Source organism: Promicromonospora sp. NPDC050262 (assembly GCF_040655935.1).
Lineage (GTDB): Bacteria > Actinomycetota > Actinomycetes > Actinomycetales > Cellulomonadaceae > Promicromonospora.
This window is the reverse complement of sequence record NZ_JBFAKX010000018.1, coordinates 1-22,404: the sequence shown is the minus strand read 5'-3', so window position 1 is coordinate 22,404 and position 22,404 is coordinate 1. Positions and strand designations below refer to the sequence as shown.

20 protein-coding genes and 1 riboswitch are annotated in these 22,404 nt (G+C 73.7%); of the genes, 13 read left to right on the top strand and 7 right to left on the bottom strand.

Features of this window, described 5'->3' with window-relative positions; translation table 11 throughout:
- Positions 1-28: 28 nt before the first annotated feature.
- From AB0I29_RS22420 to AB0I29_RS22410, 3 genes are all read right to left on the bottom strand, one after another.
- Positions 29-1,162: an NAD(P)/FAD-dependent oxidoreductase gene (locus tag AB0I29_RS22420; RefSeq protein WP_357485951.1), complete on the bottom strand. Its 1,134-nt coding sequence runs from the start codon at positions 1,160-1,162 to the stop codon at positions 29-31.
- A gap of 29 nt (positions 1,163-1,191) precedes the next feature.
- Positions 1,192-1,581 carry a hypothetical protein gene (locus AB0I29_RS22415; protein WP_357485949.1) on the bottom strand — a complete coding sequence of 130 codons (390 nt, stop codon included), beginning with the start codon at positions 1,579-1,581 and terminating at the stop codon, positions 1,192-1,194.
- A 308-nt stretch (positions 1,582-1,889) separates the two neighbouring features.
- Complete coding sequence (locus tag AB0I29_RS22410; RefSeq protein ID WP_357485947.1) at positions 1,890-2,993, bottom strand: glycoside hydrolase family 5 protein; 1,104 nt, start codon at positions 2,991-2,993, stop codon at positions 1,890-1,892.
- Positions 2,994-3,182: 189 nt separating this feature from the next.
- Here AB0I29_RS22410 and AB0I29_RS22405 point away from each other — a divergent pair, with 189 nt between their 5' ends.
- The 3 genes from AB0I29_RS22405 (at position 3,183) to AB0I29_RS22395 (ending at position 7,445) form a co-directional block, all read left to right on the top strand.
- Positions 3,183-3,479: a hypothetical protein gene (locus tag AB0I29_RS22405; RefSeq protein ID WP_285105274.1), complete on the top strand. Its 297-nt coding sequence runs from the start codon at positions 3,183-3,185 to the stop codon at positions 3,477-3,479.
- A gap of 73 nt (positions 3,480-3,552) precedes the next feature.
- Entirely contained in the window at positions 3,553-5,976 is a 2,424-nt protein-coding gene (gene cofG / locus AB0I29_RS22400; protein WP_357485944.1) for a 7,8-didemethyl-8-hydroxy-5-deazariboflavin synthase CofG, read from the top strand.
- Positions 5,973-7,445, top strand: a complete 1,473-nt coding sequence (locus AB0I29_RS22395) for an NAD(P)/FAD-dependent oxidoreductase (RefSeq protein ID WP_357485942.1) — start codon at positions 5,973-5,975, stop codon at positions 7,443-7,445. The genes cofG and AB0I29_RS22395 overlap by 4 nt, the downstream gene beginning before the upstream one ends.
- 3 nt (positions 7,446-7,448) lie before the next feature.
- Here AB0I29_RS22395 and AB0I29_RS22390 read toward each other — a convergent pair whose 3' ends face one another.
- The 3 genes from AB0I29_RS22390 to AB0I29_RS22380 are packed head-to-tail and all read right to left on the bottom strand — an operon-like array spanning position 7,449 to position 11,545.
- Positions 7,449-8,096: a response regulator transcription factor gene (locus AB0I29_RS22390; protein ID WP_285105280.1), complete on the bottom strand. Its 648-nt coding sequence runs from the start codon at positions 8,094-8,096 to the stop codon at positions 7,449-7,451.
- 8 nt (positions 8,097-8,104) lie between these two features.
- Positions 8,105-9,439, bottom strand: coding sequence for a histidine kinase (locus AB0I29_RS22385; RefSeq protein WP_357485940.1), 1,335 nt, complete (start codon positions 9,437-9,439; stop codon positions 8,105-8,107).
- 57 nt (positions 9,440-9,496) lie between these two features.
- Positions 9,497-11,545 (bottom strand): serine hydrolase domain-containing protein, encoded by a 2,049-nt coding sequence (locus AB0I29_RS22380; RefSeq protein ID WP_357485938.1) that lies wholly within the window; start codon positions 11,543-11,545, stop codon positions 9,497-9,499.
- Positions 11,546-11,800: 255 nt separating this feature from the next.
- On the opposite strand from AB0I29_RS22380, the gene AB0I29_RS22375 reads away from it, so the two are divergent.
- From AB0I29_RS22375 to AB0I29_RS22335, 9 genes are all read left to right on the top strand, one after another.
- Positions 11,801-12,391 carry a hypothetical protein gene (locus AB0I29_RS22375; protein WP_357485936.1) on the top strand — a complete coding sequence of 197 codons (591 nt, stop codon included), beginning with the start codon at positions 11,801-11,803 and terminating at the stop codon, positions 12,389-12,391.
- A gap of 77 nt (positions 12,392-12,468) precedes the next feature.
- On the top strand, positions 12,469-13,491 hold the full coding sequence (locus AB0I29_RS22370; RefSeq protein WP_357485934.1) for a proline racemase family protein: 1,023 nt from the start codon (positions 12,469-12,471) through the stop codon (positions 13,489-13,491).
- Entirely contained in the window at positions 13,488-14,447 is a 960-nt protein-coding gene (locus tag AB0I29_RS22365) for an ornithine cyclodeaminase family protein (protein WP_357485932.1), read from the top strand. The genes AB0I29_RS22370 and AB0I29_RS22365 overlap by 4 nt, the downstream gene beginning before the upstream one ends.
- 116 nt (positions 14,448-14,563) lie before the next feature.
- A complete protein-coding gene (locus tag AB0I29_RS22360) occupies positions 14,564-15,913 on the top strand; it encodes an FAD-binding oxidoreductase (protein WP_357485930.1) in 1,350 nt (449 codons plus the stop codon).
- A 208-nt stretch (positions 15,914-16,121) separates the two neighbouring features.
- Positions 16,122-16,274, top strand: a riboswitch (cyclic di-AMP (ydaO/yuaA leader).
- 3 nt (positions 16,275-16,277) lie between these two features.
- Positions 16,278-17,111, top strand: coding sequence for a C40 family peptidase (locus AB0I29_RS22355; RefSeq protein ID WP_357485928.1), 834 nt, complete (start codon positions 16,278-16,280; stop codon positions 17,109-17,111).
- A 92-nt stretch (positions 17,112-17,203) separates the two neighbouring features.
- Positions 17,204-18,631 (top strand): cytosine permease, encoded by a 1,428-nt coding sequence (locus tag AB0I29_RS22350; protein ID WP_357485926.1) that lies wholly within the window; start codon positions 17,204-17,206, stop codon positions 18,629-18,631.
- Positions 18,628-19,236, top strand: a complete 609-nt coding sequence (locus AB0I29_RS22345) for a cysteine hydrolase (RefSeq protein WP_357485924.1) — start codon at positions 18,628-18,630, stop codon at positions 19,234-19,236. Before AB0I29_RS22350 ends, AB0I29_RS22345 begins: the two co-directional genes overlap by 4 nt.
- A 69-nt stretch (positions 19,237-19,305) precedes the next feature.
- Positions 19,306-20,199 carry an SMP-30/gluconolactonase/LRE family protein gene (locus AB0I29_RS22340; protein ID WP_285105295.1) on the top strand — a complete coding sequence of 298 codons (894 nt, stop codon included), beginning with the start codon at positions 19,306-19,308 and terminating at the stop codon, positions 20,197-20,199.
- A gap of 148 nt (positions 20,200-20,347) precedes the next feature.
- Entirely contained in the window at positions 20,348-20,899 is a 552-nt protein-coding gene (locus AB0I29_RS22335) for a hypothetical protein (protein ID WP_285105296.1), read from the top strand.
- An 84-nt stretch (positions 20,900-20,983) separates the two neighbouring features.
- Here the strand turns inward: AB0I29_RS22335 and AB0I29_RS22330 are convergent, their stop codons facing one another.
- Positions 20,984-21,478, bottom strand: coding sequence for a YbaK/EbsC family protein (locus AB0I29_RS22330; protein WP_357485921.1), 495 nt, complete (start codon positions 21,476-21,478; stop codon positions 20,984-20,986).
- Positions 21,479-21,889: 411 nt separating this feature from the next.
- Between AB0I29_RS22330 and AB0I29_RS22325 the strand changes: the two genes are divergently transcribed.
- On the top strand, positions 21,890-22,404 hold a 515-nt coding region (locus AB0I29_RS22325; protein ID WP_357485919.1), incomplete at its 3' end, for a sigma-70 family RNA polymerase sigma factor.

Here is a 22,404-nt window from a genome sequence, read left to right as displayed (position 1 = left end):
CCGAATCGATACGTCGTGTCGGATCCGCCTACCTGCCGCGGGTCGCGTGCCGTGCGATCCGGCGGGCGTCGGCCGCCATCTCGAGGAACATGCCGCTGATCGGGTTGGTGAAGCCGGTGAAGTAGAGGCCGGGTGCGGCCGGGCGGCCGTTGGTCGCGAGGGGCTTGCCGCGGTCGCCGAGCACGCCCAGGTGGCCCACGACCGGTTCGAGCGCGCGCCGGTACCCGGTCGCGGCCAGCACGACGTCGGGGGTCAGGCGGGCGCCGTCGGCCAGGACCACCTCGCTGCCCTCGAACCGTTCGACGGCGCGGACGACGCGCACGGTGCCGGCCTGGACCGCGGCGACGATGCCGATGTCCTGCAGGGGGACGGAACCCTGGGCGACGCGGGTCGCGATGCCCACGTCCGGGATCGGCAGCCCGAGGTCGGACAGGTCCGGGACGCCGGCCCTGCGGACGGCCACGCCGACGGCGTCGACGAGGCGATCGGGCAGGTGGCGCACCAGGACGCCCGTGTACTGCGCGGCCCACGGGCCCTGGTTGCGGGGCACGATGTGCGGCGGCGTCCGGACGGCGAGGTGGACGCTCGCCGCGCCGTTCTCGGCGAGGTCCTGCGCGATCTCGGCGCCCGTGTTGCCCACGCCGGCCACCAGCACGTGCCGGCCCGCGTACGGGGCGGGGTTGCGGTACCGGCTCGCGTGCACGACCTCACCGGTGAACGCGTCCTGGCCGGGCCAGTCGGGCACGTGCGGGGTGTGGTTGTAGCCGGTGGCGACGACGACGGCGTCCGCGGTGCGGGTGCCGTCGGTGGTGGTGATCGTCCAGCGGCGGTCCGCGCCGGCGTCCGCGACGGGCCGGTCGAGGTGCGTGACCTCGACGCCGTGCTCGACCCGGAGGTCGTGGTGGGTGGCGTACGCCTCGAGGTAGCGGACGACGTCGTCGCGCGCGACCCACCGGCCGTACTCCCGCGGGATCGCGAGCCCCGGCAGCCTGGACAGCCCGCGCGTGGTGTGCAGGTGGAGGCGGTCGTAGTGGTGGCGCCAGGCGTTCCCGACGTGCTCGGACTTCTCGAGCACGGTGACGTCGGCGCCGCGGGCCTTCAGGGCGGCAGCGGCGGAGAGGCCGGCGGGTCCGGCGCCGATGACGGACACGGTGAGCACCATGGAGGGAGCGTAGTGCTCCCTGCTCCGGGTCAGCCCGCGGGCGGGCCGTGCAGCACCTCGTGGTCGCGGAAGAGCAGCTCGTCGGCGGTGGTCTCGACGATCACGGCAAGCAGGTCGGTGGTCGCCGTCGTCGCGTGGATCTCGCCGGGTTCCCAGACCACGGCCTGGCCGGGCTCGATCTCCCAGCGCTCGTCGGCGGCGCCGTCGGCGCCCTTCGACGTGACGACGCCCTCGCCGGCCAGGACGGCGAGGACCTGGAGCGACGTCGCCGGGTGCTCCCCCAGCGTGCCGCCCGCCACGATCCGGGCGACGTGCACCGTGGTGCGCTCGGCGTCGGGCACCTGCGGCAGGAAGTCCATGTCGACGCCGGCGCTGCCGAACCGCGTGATCTCTCGGGCCGGGAGCTGGATGATCCGCATCGGACGATCTTCTCAAACCTCGCTCCGGGGTGCGTCGCAGCCGGCTGAGGGCGGCCGGGTGGGCAGAACTCCGGCCGGCTGGGCCCCGCCTGATCTGGCTCTGCAGGATTGTCCTGCAGAGCCGGATCAGGCGGGGCTGAGGTGTTCGTCGTTCAGCCCTGCCAGCACCTGCTGATCGAGTGCACCTTGCGGGCGATGCTTCCAGACCGACGCTTCCAGGCGACGCGACCATGCCTGCGCGACCAAGCCTGCGCGACCAAGCCGACACGACCAGGCCGACGCGACCAGGCCTGCCCAGAGCGGCCGACCTAGAAGTCGTCCGCCGTGCGGATCCGGTCGCGGATCCAGGTGCCGGACTCCTTGAGGCGGTCCGTCCCGTACGAGCCGCTCCCGCAGGTCCCCTCCCGGAAGACGGCGCCGGAGCGGTGGTCGTCGGAGAAGTTCCAGTTGACCCAGCTGATCTTCTTCTGCGCCGCGAGGTCGAGGTAGCGCTGCGACATGGCGAAGTCGTTGGCGCCCTCGCCCGCGTAGTCCTGGGTGCCGAACTCGGTGATGAACATCGGGATCCGGTCGGCGGCGCGGGACAGGGTGTCCAGGTACTCCTGGCCGTGCGACGCCGCGTAGAAGTGGAACGTGTACATGACGTTCGAGGCGTTGACCGGGTTGTTCACGACCTCGGACTCGCTCGCGCCGTCGGAGACGCCCAGCGAGGACCAGGCGCGGGTGCCGAGCAGGATGACGGCGTCCGGGTCCTTGGCGCGGACGACCGGGACGATCTGCTCGTGGTAGCCCTTGATGGTCTGCCACGACACCCCGTTGGGCTCGTTCGCGACCTCGTAGATGATGTTGTTCCTGCCGTTGTTCCGCTCGGCGATCGCGGTGAAGAACGTCTTGGCGCGCTCCAGGTTGAAGTTCGGGTCACCCGGGTCGAGCATGTGCCAGTCGACGACGGCGTACAGGCCCCGCGCGGTGAGCATGTCGATGTACTGGTTGACCAGCGCGGTGAACCGGGCCGGGTCCGTCTCGTAGCCGTCCTCCTGGACGTACGTGGAGATCCGCACGACGTCCGCGTTCCAGTCGTACGCGAGGGTGTCGAGCGACGCGTCGTCCACGCACTGCGAGTACCACTGGGTGCCGTGCGTGCTCATGCCGCGCAGCTGGATCTGCTTGCCCTGCTCGTTGCACAGGCGCACGCCGCAGACGCTGAGCTGACCGTTCGCCTCGACGGGCGTGGCGGCCTCCGGTGCGGCGGCGGGTGCCGCGGCGGGCTCGGCCGGGCCGGGCCGGGCCGCCGTCGGCGCCTCGTGGGCGGCCACGGCGGTGGCCGCGAGGCTGGGCACGACGGCCGCCCCCGTCGCCAGGAGCGCGGCCGTGGCGAGGGCGACGATGATCGGTGCGCGGCGGAGAACCATGGGAGACCACCTCAGTCGGTCAGGAGCCGGAGCAGACCGGCGGCATTGCCCGCCTGCTGGTCCCAGGGACGCTAGCAAGATGATCGAGCGGGTGATATCCGGGATTCCCACACCGCGCATGCAGCCGGATGACCCCCTTTGTGTCCTACGGTGAGCGCGAACAACCACCCGCACACCCCAGGAGACACGATGAGCACGTCCGTGGAGCTGACCCGATTCCGGGTGCTGCCCGAGAGGATCGACGCGATGCTGGCGGCACGGCCGGCGATGCTCGCCGACTTCGAGACGGACCGGACCGGCTTTCTCGGGGCGCGCCTCGTGCAGCTGCCGGACGACGAGTGGCTCGACATCGTCGAGTGGCGCACGTCGGAGGACTTCGCCGCGTCGCGCGAGAAGGGCGCCAACCTGCCCGGGATCGCGCGGTTCTTCGCGACGATCGCCTCCCTCGTGACCGCCGAGGAGGGCACCCTCGCCGAGGTCGGGTGACACCACGATGACATAGTGTCGGGCAGTCCCCTCCGGACCATCGCGATCCGGTTCCCGCACCCGAGGTGGGCTCATGACTGTTCCCCTGACACTGCGCATGCCCGCGCGCCCCGACGACCAGCCGCAGCCCCCGGACCCCGCGGTCCTGGCCGCGGCCCTCGACCGGCTGGAGGCGAGCGGCGGCAGCGCGCCGGGCAGGCCGGACGCCGAGACCCGGACCGACGCCGAGGTGCTGCTGCACGCGCGCGGCGCCGACCTCGACCGGCTGCTCGCCGTCGCAGGGGCGCTCCGCGACCAGGGCCTGACGGAGGCCGGCCGCCCCGGCGTCCTCACCTACTCCCGCAAGGTGTTCGTCCCGCTGACGCACCTGTGCCAGGACCGGTGCCACTACTGCATCTTCGTGCAGACGCCGGGCAAGCTCGCCAAGGCGGGCATCTCGCCGTACATGTCGGCCGAGGAGGTGCTCGACGTCGCCCGGCAGGGCGCCGCGCTGGGCTGCAAGGAGGCCCTGCTCACGCTCGGCGACCGACCGGAGAACCGCTGGCCGGTGGCCCGGCAGTGGCTCGACGACCACGGCTACGCCTCGACGCTCGACTACGTGGGCCACATGGCCCGCCTGATCCTCGACGAGACGGGTCTGCTGCCCCACCTCAACCCGGGCGTGATGTCGTGGGCGGAGCTGCAGCGGCTCAAGCCGGTCGGCCCGTCGATGGGCATGATGCTGGAGACCACGTCGTCGCGCCTCTGGACCGAGAAGGGCCAGGCGCACTTCGGCTCCCCCGACAAGGACCCGGCCCTGCGCCTGCGCGTGATCGACGACGCCGGCCGCTCCCGCATCCCGTTCACCACCGGCGTGCTGCTCGGCATCGGCGAGAACTACGCGGAGCGGGTCGACTCGATCCTCGCGCTGCGCGACGCGCACGCCCGGCACGGTCACGTGCAGGAGGTGATCGTGCAGAACTTCCGCGCGAAGTCCGCCACGGCCATGATGGGCGCCGCCGACCTGGAGACCCAGGAGTACGCGGCCGCCGTCGCCGTGACGCGCGTGCTGCTCGGCCCCGGGATGCGCGTGCAGGCCCCGCCGAACCTGACCGACGCCGCCGAGCTCCAGCTCCTGGTCCGCGCCGGCATCGACGACTGGGGCGGCGTCAGCCCGCTCACCCCCGACCACGTCAACCCCGAGCGCCCCTGGCCGCACATCGAGGACCTGGCCCGGCTCACCGCCGAGGGCGGGTACACGCTGCGCGAGCGGCTCACCGCGCACCCGCACTACCTGCGCGAGGCGCGTGCGGGCGCGGAGTGGCTCGACGACCGGCTGCGCGACCGGGTCCTCGCCCTCGCGGACGACTACGGCCTGGCCCGCCACGACGCCCTCCTGGGCGAGTTCCCCTCGTCCGTTCCGTTGAGTGCTGGACATACGCCCCGTTCCGCCTCGGAGAAGGGCGAAAATCCAGCACTCAGCGGGGCGGGTGGGCGGTTGGCGGGGCTGTTGAGCGACGTCCACGGCGATCCCGGTGGGGCGGACGACGCCGCGTGGGTCGAGCTGCTCGGCGCGGACGGGACCGACCTCGAGGAGCTCGCCGCGCTCGCCGACCAGGTGCGCCGCGAGCGGGTCGGCGACGCCGTCACGTACGCCGTGAACCGGAACATCGACGCGTCGCTCGGCCTGCCGCCCGAGCGGGTCGCGGAGCTCGCCGCCGAGGCGGTCGCGCTGGGCGCCACGGAGGTGTGCGTGCAGGGTGTGCCGCCGACGGCGGCCGGCGCCGACGCCTACCTCGACCTCGCCCGGGCGGTGAAGCAGGGCGGGCCCCGGCTGCACCTGCACGCGTTCCGCCCGGCCGAGCTGGCCGACGGCGCAGCACGCGCCGGCCTGCCCCTCGCCGACTGGCTCGGGCTCCTGCGCGAGGCCGGCGTCGACACGGTGCCGGGCACGGGCGCGCGGATCCTGGACGACCGGGTCCGGGCCCTGCTCACGGGCGGCACGGACATCCCGGCCGACCGCTGGGTCGAGCTCGTCACCGCCGCGCACACCGCGGGCCTGCGGTCGACGGCGACGATCGTGCACGGCCACGTCGAGTCGGCGCGCGACCAGGTGCGGCACCTGCGCGCCCTGGCCCGGATCCAGGACGCGACCGGCGGGTTCACCGAGCTGATCCCCATGCCGTGGCTGCCGTCCGAGTCCCCGGTCCCGGTGCCCGGCGCACGGGTCTCAACCCTGCGCGAGAGCCGCGCCCTGCATGCCGTCGCGCGGCTCATGCTGGCCGGGCGGATCGACCACGTGCAGGCCGCCTGGACCAAGCTCGGGATGCGCGGCGCGCAGCGCGTGCTCGCGGGCGGCGCCGACGACCTGGGCGGCGTGCTCCTCGATGGCGCGCTGGACCCCGACGCCGGGCCGGAGCAGGGCCGCGAGCTCACGGTCACGGACGTGACGCGGCTGGCCGCCGAGCTCGGCCGTCCGGTGCGGCAGCGCACCACCACGTACGAGCAGGTGGGGTGACGGCGGCGTACGCGGACAGGCACGACGGCGGCCCGGCCGCCGACGTGGACATGGCGGTCGTCGGCGCGGGGCTGGCCGGCGTCGGCCTCGGCGTGCGCCTGCGGCGCGCCGGGCGCACGGGCTTCACACTCCTGGAGCGCGCCGACGACGTGGGCGGCACCTGGCGCGACAACGTCTACCCCGGCGTCGCGTGCGACATCCCCAGCGCCCTGTACTCCTACTCGTTCCTGCCGCAGCCGCGGTGGTCGCGGGTGTTCGCGCCCGGCGCGGAGATCCACCGGTACGTCCGCGACGTCGTCCGGTCCGAGGGCCTGACCCCGCACCTGCGCCTCGGCACGGGCCTCACGTCGGCCCGCTGGGACGACGACGCCGCCACGTGGCGACTGACGACGTCGCGCGGGCCACTGACGGCGCGGGTGCTGGCCACCGCCGTCGGCCGGCTGAGCGAACCCCGCGTGCCCGAGATCCCGGGGCTGGCCACGTTCCCGGGCCGGGTGTTCCACTCCGCCCGCTGGGACCGGGAGCTGCCCGCCGGGCTGCGCGTCGCCGTGGTCGGCACCGGCGCGAGCGCCGTGCAGCTCGTGCCGGAGGTGGCCCGGCGGGCGGCGTCCGTCGTCGTGCTGCAACGCACCCCGCCCTGGGTGCTGCCGCGCGGGGACCGGGCGTACGCGCCCGGCGAGGCGCCGCCCGACCGCGCGGCGCTCGCCGCGGAGGCGGAGCGGCTGTTCGACGCCCGGATCGCGGGCACGACGGCGGAGACCGAGCTGCGCGAGCGGGCGCAGGCGCACCTGCGTGCCCAGGTGCCGGACCCGGCGCTGCGCGCCCTGCTCACCCCGGACTACGCGGTGGGCTGCAAGCGCGCGCTGTTCAGCGACGACTGGTACCCGGCCCTCCAGGAGCCGCACGTGACGCTGGAGCCGGGCCCGCCCGTGGCGGTCGAGGGGTCCACGCTGGTCGCGGCCTCGGGCGCCCGGCACGAGGTGGACGTGATCGTGCTGGCCACCGGCTTCGAGACCACGCGCCCGCCGTTCGCGCACCTGGTCACGGGCCGCGACGGGCACACGCTCGCCGAGCACTGGGCGGACGGCATGACGAGCCACGCCTCCACGGTGGTGCACGGGTTCCCCAACCTGTTCGTGCTGGACGGCCCCAACGCGGGACTCGGCCACCACTCGGCGCTGGAGGTGATCGAGGCGCAGATCGGCTACGTGCTGGGCGCGCTCGACCACCTGGACACGACGGGCGGACCGCTGGAGGTGTCCGCGGCGGCCGAGGCGGCGTACACGCGCGAGGTGGACCGCCGCGCGGCGGAGACGGTGTGGCTGCGCGGCGGCTGCCGGAGCTGGTACGTGGACGAGCGCTCGGGCCGCCTCACGCTCCTCTGGCCGGGCCGCGCGGCGGAGTTCCGGGAGCGGTTCGGCGCCTTCGACCCGACGCCGTTCGCCCCCGACGGGCTCCGGGTCGGCTGAGGCTCAGCCCGGGACCAGGCCGTTCTGGTAGGCCCACACCACCGTCTGGAGACGGTCGCGGGTGCCCACCTTGGCCATGGCGCGGCCGAGGTGGGACTTCACCGTGCTCGTCTCCACCACGAGCTCCTGGGCGATCTCGGCGTTGGACAGTCCCCGGGCGAGCTGCCGCACGATCTCGGCCTCGCGAGCCGTGAGCTGGGCCGCGGCCGCCGCCTCGTCCGCGGCGGAGCGGGGCGGGGCCGTGCGCCGGGCGAACTCCGTGATGACCCGGCGGGTCACCGCCTGGTCGATGAGGCCGTGGCCGTCGGCGAGCCGGCGGACGGCGTCGATCAGCTCCTCGGGCTCGCAGTCCTTGAGGATGAACCCGCTGGCGCCCGCCTCCAGGGCGCCGAACACGTACTCGTCGAGGTCGAACGTGGTCACGACCAGCACGGCCGTGTCGGACCCGAGCGCCACGATCTCGCGCGTCGCCGCGAGCCCGTCGCCGCCCGGCATGCGCACGTCCATGCAGACGACGTCGGGGTGGTGGCGGCGTGCGAGCTCGACCGCCGCCGGGCCGTTCGAGGCCTCGGCGACCACCTCGATGTCGTCGGCCTCCTCCAGGAGGAACCGGAACCCCGCCCGGACCACCGCCTGGTCGTCGACGAGCATGACCCTGATCATTGCTGTCCCCCCTCGGCGAGCGCCGGGCTCGCCTGCGTCGTGGTCGTGACCTCGTGGTGCAGCGGGAGCGCCAGCCGCACCCGCCAGCCGCCCGACGGCGTCGCGCCCGTGCTGAGCGCGGCACCCACCAGGTGCGCGCGCTCGCCCATGCCGATCAGTCCCATGCCCCGGCGGTCCGAGCCGCGCGCGGAGTCCGCGGGCGCCCGCCCGGCGGCGCGCTCGTTGGTCACCTCGAGCGCCACCTCCCGCTCCTCGAAGCGCACGGCGACGTGGACCGGCGCGCCGGGTGCGTGCTGGCGTGCGTTGGACAGCGCCTCCTGGGCGACCCGGTAGAACGCTGCGTCGGCGATGGGTGCCAGGGGCCGCGGCCGGCCCGCCCGGTCCAGGTCGACGGTGTCGCCCAGGGCGCGTGCCGTCCGGACCAGGTCGTCGAGGGCGTCGAGCCCGGGCGGCGGCGCGTCGTGCGGGTCCTCGCCGGACCCGCCGGAGCCCGGGCGCTCCCGGAGCACGCCGACGATGAGCCGCAGGCTGTCGAGCGTCTCCTTGCCCTGCGCGCGGATCCAGGCGGTGCCCTTCTTCGCGGTCTCGGGGTCGCTGTCGATCTGCCGCTCGACGGCCGCCGCCTGCACGACCAGCCCCGAGAGGTGGTGCGCGGCGACGTCGTGCAGCTCGCGGGCCATGCGGGAGCGCTCGGCGAAGATGGCCGCCTGGGTGGTCGCGCGCTGCGTGCGCAGCACCTCGGCGGCCCGGAGCCGGACCAGCTCGGTGTAGTTGCGGCGGGTGGCCACCGCGTTGCCGACCAGGGCGCTGACCACGTAGGTGATCAGGCCCGAGGCGAGATGGTTGAGCACCGGCACCAGCAGGTCGTTCCCGGTCACGAGGGCGGTCCCGGCCGCGGCGAGCGCCGCGACCGGGACCGCGGCGCCCGTGACGGCCAGTGCCCGGCGCACGGGCAGCAGCGTGCCGACGGTGTAGCCGGCGATGACCTGCGGGATGCCGCCGACGGACAGGTCGGCGGGCGACGCGAAGACGATCATCACCTGGCAGGCCACCACGAGGCCCAGGCAGAGGACGGGGCGGACCCGGCGCAGGACGAGCGGGAGTGCCTGGAGGCACGCGGCGACCATGAGCACCACACCCTGCGCCGGGCCGATGGTCGGGCCCTCGATCCCGAGCACGAACTCGAACAGGCTCAGCAGCAGGGCCGCCGTCAGGACCAGCACGACCGCCGCCAGGAGGCGGTCGCGCGCCACCGCGCTGGTCAGGCCCAGCCGGTTCAGCAGCGCGTCGAACCGGCGGGGACGCACGGGGAGCGATACGTCGTCGAGCACGATGGGCCTGCCTGTCGTGGACCCGCTTCTCGTGGACCCGCCTGTCGTGGACATCGATCAGTACGATACCGACGGCGCGAGCAGCCGGAACTCGAGGGCGAGCCAGGCGACGCCGACCAGGGCGAGCGCCACGAGGGCAGTGCCCACGATCCGGCGCCAGCCGTGGCGGTGCCGGGCGGCGCCGACCACCTGCAGCACGGCCGGGACGATGCCGAGCACGCCGACCGCCTGGGCCGCCTGGAGCTGCCGCAGCGACGCCTCGGGGATGTCCTGCAGGCTCATCACGGTCGTGACGGTGATCGCCCAGCCGGCGAGGGCGAGCACGGCGCAGACGGCCGCGATCTTCGTCAGGATCCGGGACACGCGCCCGGTGCCCGGCGGCAGGGACTCCTTGCGCACCCGGCGGCGGATCGCGCCGACCGGCCACGCCACGGCGGCCACCAGCAGGATCAGCGCGGACGCCCCGAGCACGGAGAGCACCACGCCCTGGGCGCGCTCCGGCTGCCCGGGCAGCAGCGTGAAGGCTCCCTCGTAGACGATCGCCTGGACCTGGTCGCCGGCGACGCGCACGGCGAGGGTGCGCTGGCCGTCGACCTCGCGCCAGACCCACGGCTCGACCTCCTCGTAGAGGGCGGGCGTGGCCGAGCCGGGTCCGGGCGTGATCAGCAGCCGGCCGTCCTCCGTGGCGGTGAACCGGGTGGGGCTCAGGACGTCGAGGGTCGCGAGGAAGTTGCTCTGCACGCCGCGTGAGGAGACGTAGCTGCCCTCGGCGATCGCGGCGTGCTCGCGTGCGGTGTCCTGGTCGACGGTCACGCCCGGGACGGGGGTGACCGCGGCGTCGTCCGCCGGGAAGTAGCGGTCGGTGAAGCCCTGCAGCACGGCCTCGCGCAGCGGGACGGTGGCGTAGCCGTCGGTGCCCGAGCTGTTCAGCGAGACGAAGATGCCCGTCCGCTCCTCGGGGTAGAGCTGCAGGTGCGAGTGGAAGAACTGGGTGTCGCCGCCGTGGCCGATGATCCGGTGGCCGTTGCGGCTCTCGTCGAAGAAGCCGAGCGTCATCCGGGGCGCCGCGGCGAGGCCGCCGAGCGTGCTCTCGTCGAGCGCGGGCGCGTGCATCAGGTCCAGCGTGTCGGGCTCCAGCAGCGACCCCGCGCCGGGCTCGCCGAGCTGGGCCAGCATGAAGCGGGCCATGTCGGGGGCGGACGACGTGAGCGAGCCGGCCGGCGGTGCCCCGACGACCTCGAACTGCCCCGGGGCGTCCCACGACGTGGCGTACCCCTGCGACATGCGGTCCTGGAGCGCGGACGGCAGCGGCTGCACGAAGGTCGACGACGTCATCCCGGTCGGCTCGAAGATGTTGCGCTCCACGTACTCCTCGAAGGGCACGCCGCTGACCCGTTCGACGACGTAGCCGGCGAGCGCGTTGCCGTAGTTGGAGTAGGCGGGAACGGTGCCGGGCTCGTAGACCTGCTCGGGCGGGTCCTCGGCCAGGGCGTCGCGGAGCACGACCGGCTGGTCGCCGAACCCGATGAGGCCGCCGACCCGCTCCTCGAACCCGGCCGTGTGGGTGAGCAGGTTCCGGAGCGAGATCGGCTCGTCGAACCGGCGCGGCACGTCGAGGTCGAGGTACTCGGCCACGTCGGTGTCCAGGTCGAGGTCGCCGCTCTCGACGAGCTGCATCACCGCCGTTGCGGTGAAGAGCTTGGAGACGGAGCCGGGGCGGAACAGGGTCTGCTCGGCGTCGACCGGCACGGCCTCGCCGCCCGTGGTGCCCGTGTCGGAGTGGCCGTAACCGCGCGTGGTGACCACCTCGCCGTCGTGCACCACGGTGACGACGGCGCCGGCGATGCCGGCGCTCTCCAGGGAGGCGGGCAGCAGGCCGTCGAGCCAGGCGTCGACGTCGGACTGCTCCAGGGTGTGCTCGCCGGCGGGGGCCGTGACCGGCGGGGGTGGCGTGGGCTGGTCGGCCGTCGGGAGCGCGGCCGCCGTGGCGGCCGGTGCCCCGGCGACCGCGACGGCGAGCGCCCCGAGCACGGCGAGGGCCGCCAGCGCTCGGGGGCGGCGCCGGGCGGGCCGCTCGGTGGGTGTGTGGTCGTGGGACGAGAACATCGTCGCGCTCCTCGCGCTCGGCAGGTGTTCGGTCTGGTCCGGGGGTGTTTCTCCGGACGAGACAACCCTGTCGAGCGGGATGCCGGGACACATCGCCCGCAGGACCACACTCCCCCTCCGACCTTTGGTGGAGGACGCGGTTCCGAGCGGCGGCGTCGAGCACAGTGGTTGCTGCCAGAACCCGCGGCCCGCTGGCAGCAACTGCTGTGGTCAAAACCCGGCGGGAATCACCCCCGCGTGGATAGGCTCTGCGCCGTGATCACCTCGGAGATGGTGTCGATCCTGTCGGTGGGGCTGCCCGCACTCGGCGCCGTGGTGTCGGCGTTCGCGGCGTTCCTCGGCGTGGTGCCCGGCACCGACCGCAAGCTGCACCGGCTCGTGACCATCCACCGGGACATGCCGGAGGGTGAGGGCAAGGAGGCCCTGGAGGACGCGCTCAACGAGCTGGCGACCCGGGCCGCGCGGCGCGCCGTCGGCTCCCGCGTCAGCAAGCAGCGCCCGCGGCGCAAGCTCGATGCGGGCAAGGTGATCGGGGCGATCCTCATCGTCCTGGTCGGCGGCGGCATCGCCTGGGTCTTCTGGTGGCTCGGGTCGCTCGCGCCATGGGCTTGGCTGCAGTGGACCCTGTGGGTCATCGCGATTCTCGTGACCCTCTTCACCACGTTCGTCGTGACGCTCGACAACGTGTTCCAGGACGACGCCGACGCGGCCCAGCGGAAGGCCCGGCGGGCAGCACGGAACGCGCCGACCTCGGACGACGGCCCGGTGCCGGCGGACGCGCCGACGCCGGACGACTCGCCGACGCCGGAGGACGATCCGGCGCCCGCGCCCGCCGACAAGGTCTGAGCCGGGCGTCAGTGCGCCGAGGTGACGTGCGCGCAGCGCGCGTGGACGGCCCACGTCCCATGCCCGAGGATGGCGGCGTGATCACGCAGACCGTCGCCACCACCGACTACCACACGGCGGGCGAGCCGTTCCGGATCGTCGCGCAGCCGCCCGTCCCCCTGCCGGGCGACTCGGTGGCCGACCGCCGCGCCCGCGCCCTGGCGAGCACCGACGCCCAGGACCTGAGGCGGCTGCTGTGCTCCGAGCCGCGCGGGCACGCGGACATGTACGGCGGGTTCATCGTGCCGCCGGACGACGACGGCGCCCACCTCGGCGTGCTCTTCTGGCACAAGGACGGCTTCTCGACCGCCTGCGGGCACGGCACCATCGCCCTGGGCGCCTGGGCCGTCGACACGGGCCTGGTGGCGGCGCCCGGTGACGGCGCGGTCGACGTCGTCGTGGACGTCCCGTCCGGCCGCGTCACCGCACGGGTGCACCGGGCCGGCGGACGCACGGTCGGCGTCGACTTCGTGAACGTGCCCAGCTACGTGCTGGCCCGCGACCTCGCGGTGCCCACGACGCGGGGCACGGCGTCGGCGACCCTGACCTACGGCGGCGCGATCTACGCGAGCGTCGACGCCACGAGCCTCGGCCTGGTGGTCGACCCGGCGAGCTACGCGGACCTCATCGCCGTGGGCCGCGAGATCAAGCAGGCGCTCGACGCCGACGGGCTCGCCGTCCATCCCACCGACCCGCGCCTGAGCGGTGTGTACGGCACCATCCTGTACGAGGACCTCGGCACCGACGCCGACGGGACCGTGCGCCAGCGCAACGTGACGGTCTTCGCCGACGGCCAGGTCGACCGGTCGCCCTGTGGTTCGGGCACCTGCGCCCGGCTGGCCGTGCTGGCCGACGACGGCCGGGTCGGTGTCGGCGGCCCCGTGCTGGAGCACACCTCGATCGTCGGCTCGACGTTCACGGGCGCCGTCGTCGGGACGACGCGGGTGGGCGACCTGCACGCCGTGGTCCCCCAGGTCACCGGCACGGCGTACCGCACGGGCGAGCACCGGTTCGTCGTGGACCCCGCCGACACCCTCGTGCCCGGGTTCGTGCTGCGATGAGCGCGCCCCTCGTGCTGGACGCCGCGGCCGTGGCCGCCGCCTGCTCCCCCGCCGACGCCGTCGCCGCCCTCCGCGCCGCCCTCGCGGCCGGGCTGGACCCGGCCGCCGACCTGCCCCGCCAGGGCGTGCCGGTGCCGGCCGGCGAGCTGCTGCTCATGCCGTCGGACGGCGGCGGCGACCGGGCGCACGTCGGGATCAAGGTCGCCACGGTCGCCCCCGCGAACGCGACGCTCGGCCTGCCCCGTGTCCAGGGTTCGTACCTGCTGCTCGACGCCGCCACGCTCGGCGTCGTCGCCGTGCTGGACGGCATCGCACTGACCACGCTGCGCACGCCCGCCGTGTCGGTCGCGGCGGTGCTGGACCGGCTGCTCGACGCCGCCGACCCGCTCCAGGTCGCGGTCGTCGGCGCGGGGCCGCAGGGGCACGGGCACGTCGCGACGCTCGCGGACGCGCTGGGCGAACGGCGACCGCTGGGCGACGTCACCCAGCTCGTCCGCGACCCGGCCCGCACCGAGGCGACCGACGGCGCCCAGATCGACGGCGCCACCGTCGTCCGGCTGGGCGGCCCGGCGTCCGACGACGCGCTGCGCGCCGCCGACGTCGTGGTGTGCGGGACGTCGGCCCGCGAGCCGCTGTTCGACGCCGCCCTGATCGCGGACCGCGCCGTCGTCATCGCGGTGGGCTCGCACGAGCCGGACGCCCGGGAGCTGCCGGCCGGACTGCTCGCGCGCGGCACCGTCGTCGTCGAGGACCCGGGCGCCGCGCTGCGCGAGGCGGGCGACGTGGTGCTCGCCATCGCGGAGGGCGCCCTGGCGGCCGGCGACCTGGTGCCGATGCGCGACGTCGTCACGGGCGCCGTCCGCCCCGACCCGGAACGGCCGCTCGTGTTCAAGAGCACGGGCATGTCGTGGGAGGACCTCGTGGTGGCCGAGGCGGTGCTGGCGGGGGTGCGGTGACGCGCTGACGGGCGGTCCCGACGCCCGCGTGACCGAGGTCACGCCGTCGTCCGGTCACATCTTCCAGGCCTGGCGAGTCGACTCCTCGTTCGGCACAACCGCTTGGAAGGAACGTCATGACCTCAGCACTCGACACCCTGCGCCGCGACTTCGGCGGCGACATCATCGAGCCGGGCGACGCCGACTACGAGTCGGTGGCGCGTTCGCGGCTCGTCGTGGGCAGCCCGGCCTACGTCCTGCGGCCCAAGACCGTGGGCGACGTGCAGGCGGCCGTCCGGTTCGCCGCCGGCTCCGGGCTCGCCCTGTCGGTCCGCGGCGGCGGCCACAGCTTTCCCGGCTTCAGCACCAACGACGGCGGCATCGTCATCGACCTGAGCCCGCTCGCGACCGTGGAGGTCGTCGACGCCGAGCGGCACCTCGTGCGGATCGGCGGCGGCGCCCACTGGGGCGACGTCGCGGAGGCCCTGGCCCCGCACGACCTGGCGATCTCCTCGGGCGACACCAAGAGCGTCGGCGTCGGGGGGCTCACGCTGAGCGGCGGCATCGGCTGGAAGGTCCGCAGGTACGGCCTGGCCCTCGACAACCTGGTGGCCGCGCAGGTGGTCACCGCCGACGGCGCGGTCGTGACCGCGAGCGCCGACGAGCACCCGGACCTGTTCTGGGCGATCCGCGGCGGCGGCGGCAACTTCGGCGTCGTGACGTCGTTCGAGTTCGCGGCGCACCGGACCACGCGCGTCTTCTTCGGGAAGGTGTCGTTCCCCGGGAGCGAGGCCGCCACAGTGCTCCAGGGCTGGGCGGACTACCTGCGCACGGCCCCGGAGGAGGTCACGTCCATCACCAACCTCGCCAACCCGTTGGCGGGCGGGCCGGAGGCCCCGGTGGAGGTGCACGTGGCGTTCGACGGCGACGACCCCGACGCCGCGGCGGCGGCACTGGACCCGATCCGCCGGCTCGGGACGGTCATCGAGGACGACGTCACGCTGATGGACTACGCGGACGTCCTGGTGGAGGGTGGCACGCCGCCGCCCGGCATCCACGTGATCGCGCACGACGGCCTCGTCGACCACGAGTCGGTCCAGGAGACCCTGCGGATCCTGGCCGAGGCCGGTACGTCGGCGGGTGCGCCGTCCATCGCGATCCGGAGCCTGGGTGGCGCGATGGCCCGGGTGCCGAGCGACGCCACGGCGTACGCGCACCGGGGCGCGGAGCTCATGGTCACGACCTTCACCGGCGGCCCGGCGCCCGTGATCGAGGCCGCCCGGCCGGTGCTGGACGGGCTGTGGGGCAAGCTCGCCCCGCACCTCAGCGGTGCGTACGCGAACTTCCTCACGACGGCCGATGAGACGGACGTCACAGCCGTCTACCCGACGGCGACCTACGAACGGCTCGCGGCGGTCAAGCGGCGGTACGACCCGGACAACCTGTTCGCCCGCAACCACAATGTGCGACCTGGACAGATGTCCTAGTCGGGACCTTCGGCCCGGTGGGCGCCGCCCTCGATCCGGACGGCGCCCGCCGCACTAGCGTAGGTCGGACATTCCGGTCAATAGCTCCAGCACTGGCCGGGATGTCCGTAACGCGATCGTGACTTTCGGGCCCAGGTGGGCTACGGTCGGTCCCGCTCGCGGGGAATTCCGTGGGCACTCGTGGAGGACGCCGAGCCCTGTCACCGCCACGAGATCTGCTCTGAACAGATGACAGGGACGGGGGAACCAAGTACGCGGGCACCGCCAGGTGCCCTTGGGGTGAAGCCGCACCAGCAGGACGCGGCCGGGTCATTCTCCGATCCGAATCCGACAGCTCACCTCGTAGGCGCCGGGAGAAATTGCTGTGACCACACGCATGCCCGGGCGCCATCGTGCTGCCCACGCACCCCTCACCCCGCTGACCCCGATCTCGCGCGCCGCAGCCCGCGGCATCTCCGCGACCGCCCGCCGTGGCGCGGTCGTCGCCGCCGGATCGGGACTCCTCGTCTCGCTGCTCGCCATCCCGGCCAACGCCGCCCCGGCGAACGACCCCAGCACCAACACCGCCGAGCTCGAGACCGTGCGCGACGCGGTCCAGGACGCCGTGCAGAAGTCGGCCGACACCGAGGTGGACACCGCCGCCCTGACCACGGCGAAGGTGGACACCGCCCCCGCCGTGAAGGTGGCCGCGGACAGCGAGTTCGCGCTGGAGACCGGCACCATCAAGGTGACGCCGGCCCCCGAGCCGGAGCCGGAGCCCGAGCCGGAGCCGGAGCCCGTCGTCGAGGCCGAGCCCGCCAAGGAGGAGGTCAAGGCCACCACCGTCGCCGAGGAGCCCGAGGAGAAGGCCGCCCCGGCCGCCACCTCCGGGTCCAAGATCGTCGACATCGCCATGCAGTACCTCGGCGTCCCGTACGTCTGGGCCGGCGCGACCCCCGCCGGGTTCGACTGCTCGGGCTTCACGTCCTACGTCTACGCCCAGGTCGGCATCACCCTGCCGCACTCCTCGGCGCAGCAGCGCTACTCCGGCACCGAGGTCTCGGCCGCCGACGCGCAGCCGGGCGACATCATCTGGTCCCCGGGCCACGTCGCCATCTACGCGGGCGACGGCATGCAGGTCGAGGCTCCGGTCCCGGGCGAGACCGTCCGGTACACCGAGATCTGGCAGGACAGCCCGGTCTACCTCCGGATCGGCTGACCCACCCGGGTCGGCTCCGCCCGACACCTGCTCACGAAGGGCCCGCACCAGGACGGTGCGGGCCCTTCGTGCGTCGTGGCAGGATCACCACCATGAGCAGCGCGCCCACGAGCGTCGAGACCAATGCCCTGAACACCATCGACGAGGCCGAACGGCGCGGCTCGCCGCGCAACCTGTTCTGGCCGTGGTTCGGGGCCAACGTCTCGGTGCTCGGGCTGGGGTACGGCTCCTACCTGCTGGGGTTCGCCGTGTCGTTCTGGCAGGCCGTCGTGGTCGGCACGATCGGCATCGTGGTGTCGTTCCTGTTCTGCGGGTTCATCTCGCTGGCCGGCAAGCGCGGGTCGGCGCCCACCATGGTGCTGTCCCGGGCCGCGTTCGGCGTGCGGGGCAACAAGCTGCCGTCGCTGCTGTCGTGGATCCTGACGGTCGGCTGGGAGACGGTGCTGGTCGCGCTGGCCACGCTCGCGACCTCGACCGTGCTCGGGACGCTCGGCTGGGGCGGCGGAACCGTCACCAAGGTCGTGGCCCTCGCCGTCGTGGCGGGCATCGTGGTCGTCGCGGGCGTCTTCGGCTTCGACCTCGTCATGCGGCTGCAGGTGGTCATCACGGTGCTGACCGCCGTGCTCACCGTCGTCTACATCGTGCTGGTGCTCGACCACATCGACTGGGCCACGGTCGCCGCGATCCCCGCCGGCGGCAGCCCGCAGGTGATCGGCGGGCTCGTGTTCATGATGACCGGCTTCGGGCTGGGCTGGGTCAACATGGCCGCCGACTACTCGCGCTACCTGCCGCGTTCCGCCTCCGGGCGCGGCATCGTCGGGTGGACCACGCTGGGCGCCTCGCTGGCCCCCGTCGTCCTGCTCGTGTTCGGTCTGCTGCTCGCGGGCTCCGACCCCGTGCTGAACGAGGCGATCGGCGCCGACCCGATCGGGGCCCTGTCCACGATCCTGCCCACCTGGTTCCTCATCCCGTTCGCGGTGGTCGCGCTGGCCGGGCTGATCGGCGGCGCCGCCCTCGACATCTACTCCTCCGGTCTCGCGCTGCTGTCCCTGGGGCTGCCCGCGCCGCGCTGGGTGGCCGCCGCCATCGACGGCGCGCTCATGGTCGTCGGCGCGATCTACGTCGTCTTCGTCGCGGACTCCTTCATCGGCCCGTTCCAGGGCTTCCTCATCACCCTCGGCGTGCCGGTCGCCGCCTGGTGCGGCGTGCTGCTCGCCGACATCCTGCTGCGCCGCCGCGACTACGCCGACGCCGACCTGTACGACCCGGCCGGCCGGTACGGGTCCGTGAACTGGGCCGCCGTGCTGCTCGTCGTGGGCGGTACCGGCATCGGCTGGGGCCTGGTGACCAACACCTACGCGCCCTGGCTGGCCTGGCAGGGCTACCTGCTGGGCCCGCTCGGCGGCGTGGACGGGAGCTGGGCGTTCGCCAACCTCGGCGTGCTGGTCGCCCTGGCCCTCGGGTTCGTCGGGACGCTCCTGCTGAGCGCCCGCGCGGTGCGCCGTCAGGAGGAGCGATGAGCGACGGTGCGGACGCCGTCGAGCCGTCCCGGGTAGCCGCCGCCGTCGGGCCGGATGCCGCCCTGGTCGTGATCGACATGCAGGACGTGTTCGCCGTCCCGCCCAGCCCGTGGGCCTCCCCCGACTATCCGCGCGCGCTCGCCGGGACGCGGCGCCTGCTCCCCGCTTTCGCCGGGCGCACCGTCCTGACGCGGTACGTCGCCCCGGCGGTGCCCGACGGCGCCTGGCGCGCGTACTTCGACCAGTGGCCCTTCGCGCTCGTGCCCGAGGACGACCCGCTGTACGAGATCACCGACCTCGCCGACGTCGTCGCCGCGGGGGCGCCCGTCGTCACGCGCACCACCTTCGGCAAGTGGGGCCCGGAGCTGGCGGCCGCCACCCAGGAGGCCGGCGAGCTGGTGCTCGCGGGCGTGGCCACCGACTGCTGCGTGATCTCCACCGCGCTGGCCGCCGCCGACGCCGGCCGCCGGGTCCTCGTCGTCGAGGACGCCTGCGCGGGCTCGACGCCGGAGAACCACGAGCGCGCCCTGGAGATCATGCGGCTGTACGCGCCGCTGATCGAGGTCACGACGGCGGCCGACGTGCTCGGCGCGGCCGCGCACTGACCCCGCGGCTGCTGCCAGGATCACGGCCGCACCGGCAGCAACCGCATGCTCGTCACGAAGGAGACAGCTGTGACCGTCAACAGGATCCGCGCCCGGTGGGAGCGCCACGACGACAGGTTCGCCCCCGTGCGCGGCGACACGTTCGCCGAGGTGCTCTTCGACGAGGGCAGCTGGCTGGAGGGCCCGGCGTACTCGCCCGCCTGGCGGACCCTGCTGTTCAGCGACATCCCGAACGACCGCGTCCTCGCGTGGGACGAGGCCACGGGCGGCGTCGGCGTGTGGCGCAGCCCGGGCGGCTACGCGAACGGCCGGACCGTCGACCGCGCGGGCCGCATGCTCCAGTGCGAGCACGGCACCCGGTCGGTCACCCGCACCGAGCCGGACGGCACCGTCACCACGCTCGCCGACCGCTGGCAGGGCAAGCGCCTGAACAGCCCGAACGACCTGGTGGAGCACAGCGGCGGGAGCATCTGGTTCACCGACCCGACCTACGGGATCCAGAGCGACTACGAGGGCTTCGCGGCCACGCCCGAGATCGGCGGGACCCACGTCTACCGCCGGGACCCGGACGGTTCGCTCACCCGCGTCACCGACGACTTCGCCGGGCCCAACGGCCTCGCCTTCTCCGCCGACGAGCGGACCCTCTACGTCGCCGACAGCGAGCGCAAGCACCTGCGGCGCTTCGACGTCGCCCCCGACCTGACCCTCACCGGCGGCGAGGTGCTCGCCACCTGCGACGCCGGCACGTTCGACGGCGTCCGGGTCGACGACGGCGGCCGGATCTGGGCGGCCGCGCACGACGGTCTGCACTGCCTCGACCCCGACGGCACCCTGCTGGGCAAGCTGCTGCTGCCCGAGGTCTGCTCGAACCTGACGTTCGGTGGCGCGAAGCGCAACGTCCTGTTCGTGACGGCGACCAACCTGCTGCTCTCGATCCGGGTGACGGTCACGGGGCTGCGCTGACCGCTGGTGCTGACCCTCGTTCAGCAGGCTTCAGGCGACCATGAAGCATGCGGTCATGGTCGCGTGGAGCCTGTTGAATCCGAGTCAGCCGCTAAGGGAACAAAACGGGCGCGTTGTTCGCTAGCGTTGCGCCCGGAGGTGGTCGGAGATGCTGAACGTGGAGTTCGCTCGTGACCTGGTGTTCACCGCGGTGCTGTTCGGCACGGTCACCTTCGTGTGGGCCGGGTGGGCGCAGGAGCGGCCGCCGGCCGGCGTCGTCTGGCGGGTCGTGCTCGGGGCACTCAGCGCCGGCGGCCTGGTGCTGCTCGGCCTCGGCCTGCCGACCCTGATCCGCAACTGGGACACCCCCACGGCGATGGCTTCGGGAAGCCCCGCGGTGATCGCCTACATCGTGGTGTTCTGGCTGGAGGTCGCGGTCATCGCCGGGCTCGCGATCTTCTACGCGCGCACCGACCGCCGGCACCTGCTGGCGCCCACCGTCCTGATCGTCGTCGGCACCCACTTCGCGCCGCTGGCGCTCGTGTTCGAGCAGCCGATCATGATGCTCGCGGCCGTGCTCGTCACCGCGGCGGGCGTCGCGAGCCTGTTCCTGCCCCGCCGGGTCGCGGCCCCGAGCTTCTGGTGCGGCATCCTGGCGTCCCCGGTGTTCCTGGTGCTGGGCACGATCTCGCTCACCGCGGGGAGGGGCGCGCTCGGCTGACAGCCGCCGTGAGTGTCAGTGGCTCCCGACAGACTGCCGAGGTGGCGTTCCATGGACACGCCCGACGACGAGCGGGCAGCACTGTCAGCCCTCCGGCGTGACCGGCGTCGGGGTGCCGCCCGTGATGCGGACCAGCTCGTCGAACGTCGTCGGGAAGACCGTCTTGGCGTGCCCCGCCGCCGCCCACACCTCGTCGTAGGCGCCGAGCGCGGTGTCGATGTAGGTACGCACCGGCGCCGGGTGGCCCACGGGCGCGACCCCGCCGATGACCTGGCCCGTCGCCTCCCGGACCTGCTCCTTCGACGCCCGAGTGATCATGGCGCCCACCTGCTCCCCCAGCCAGGCCGTGTCCACGCGGTGGGCGCCGGACGTGAGCACGAGGGTCGGCGTCCCGTCGAACAGGAACACCAGGGAGTTGGCGATCTGGCCCACGCCGATGCCGAGGAACTCGGCGGCCAGCGCCGCGGTCGTCGCGGCGTCGTCCAGCCAGCGGACCTGGCCGGTGGCGCCCGCCTCCGCGAGTGCCGCGGTGACCTTCTCGACGGCGGGGTGGATCGGTGCGGGCACGGAGTTCGACATGCGGCGATCCTAGGCACCGGACCGCCCGCCACCCACTCGATTTCGGCCCCGCCCGCTGAAGTGCGCGGCCCCCCGCGTCAGTCCTCGGGCCCGGTCGTAGGCGTGGGTCTCGACGGGCACATTCTTGTGCCGTCACGCGGCGTGGCTGGCCACCGCCCGGACGGCACATCTGAGACCCATTTCATCCGCCGTCGCGGGCCATATTGAAGTCCCGTTACGTATGCTGGACCGAGCGGGATCGGGCGGAACGTCGCCTTTCGCGTGCCATTTCAGACATCAATCACGTGTAGGCCGATCAACACATTTAACCCGTATCTCCCACCGTAATCCCACTGCGCAGCAGACCCCAGGCTGCGCGTCCCGGGCAACATCTGAGTGGGGACAGCTCTGCGCAGAAAGGGGCACACCGGCGTGACCATCGATGACGCACCGGTCGACGACTGGGTGGTGCACCGGCCCAACGTCGTGCGCTCCGTCGCAGCACGCGTACCCGGCATCGACGCCGAGGAAGCGACCAGCCGCGCGCTGGAGAAGATGGTCCGCATCGTCTCCACCGGCGGCACCATCGACGACCCCGCCCCCTACTGGCGGCGGGCCGCGGTCAACGAAGCCATCTCCATGACCCGCGAAGCCGGGCGGGCACGCCCGGTCGAGGACGACACCCTCGACGGCCTGACCCCACCCGCCGCCGGCGCCGAGCTCGACGCCGAACGCGAAGCCGACGTCAGCATGCTCCGCACCGCCCTGTCCGACCTCGCCGACGACGACCGCAAGATCCTCCTGGACCGCCACGTCCACGACATGGCCGTCACCGACATCGCCACCGACCTCGGCGTACGCCCCCACGCCGTGACCATGCGGCTACGCCGCGCCGAGGAACGCCTCGCCGGCGCCTTCGCCGCCGCCCACGCACAAACCGTCAACGA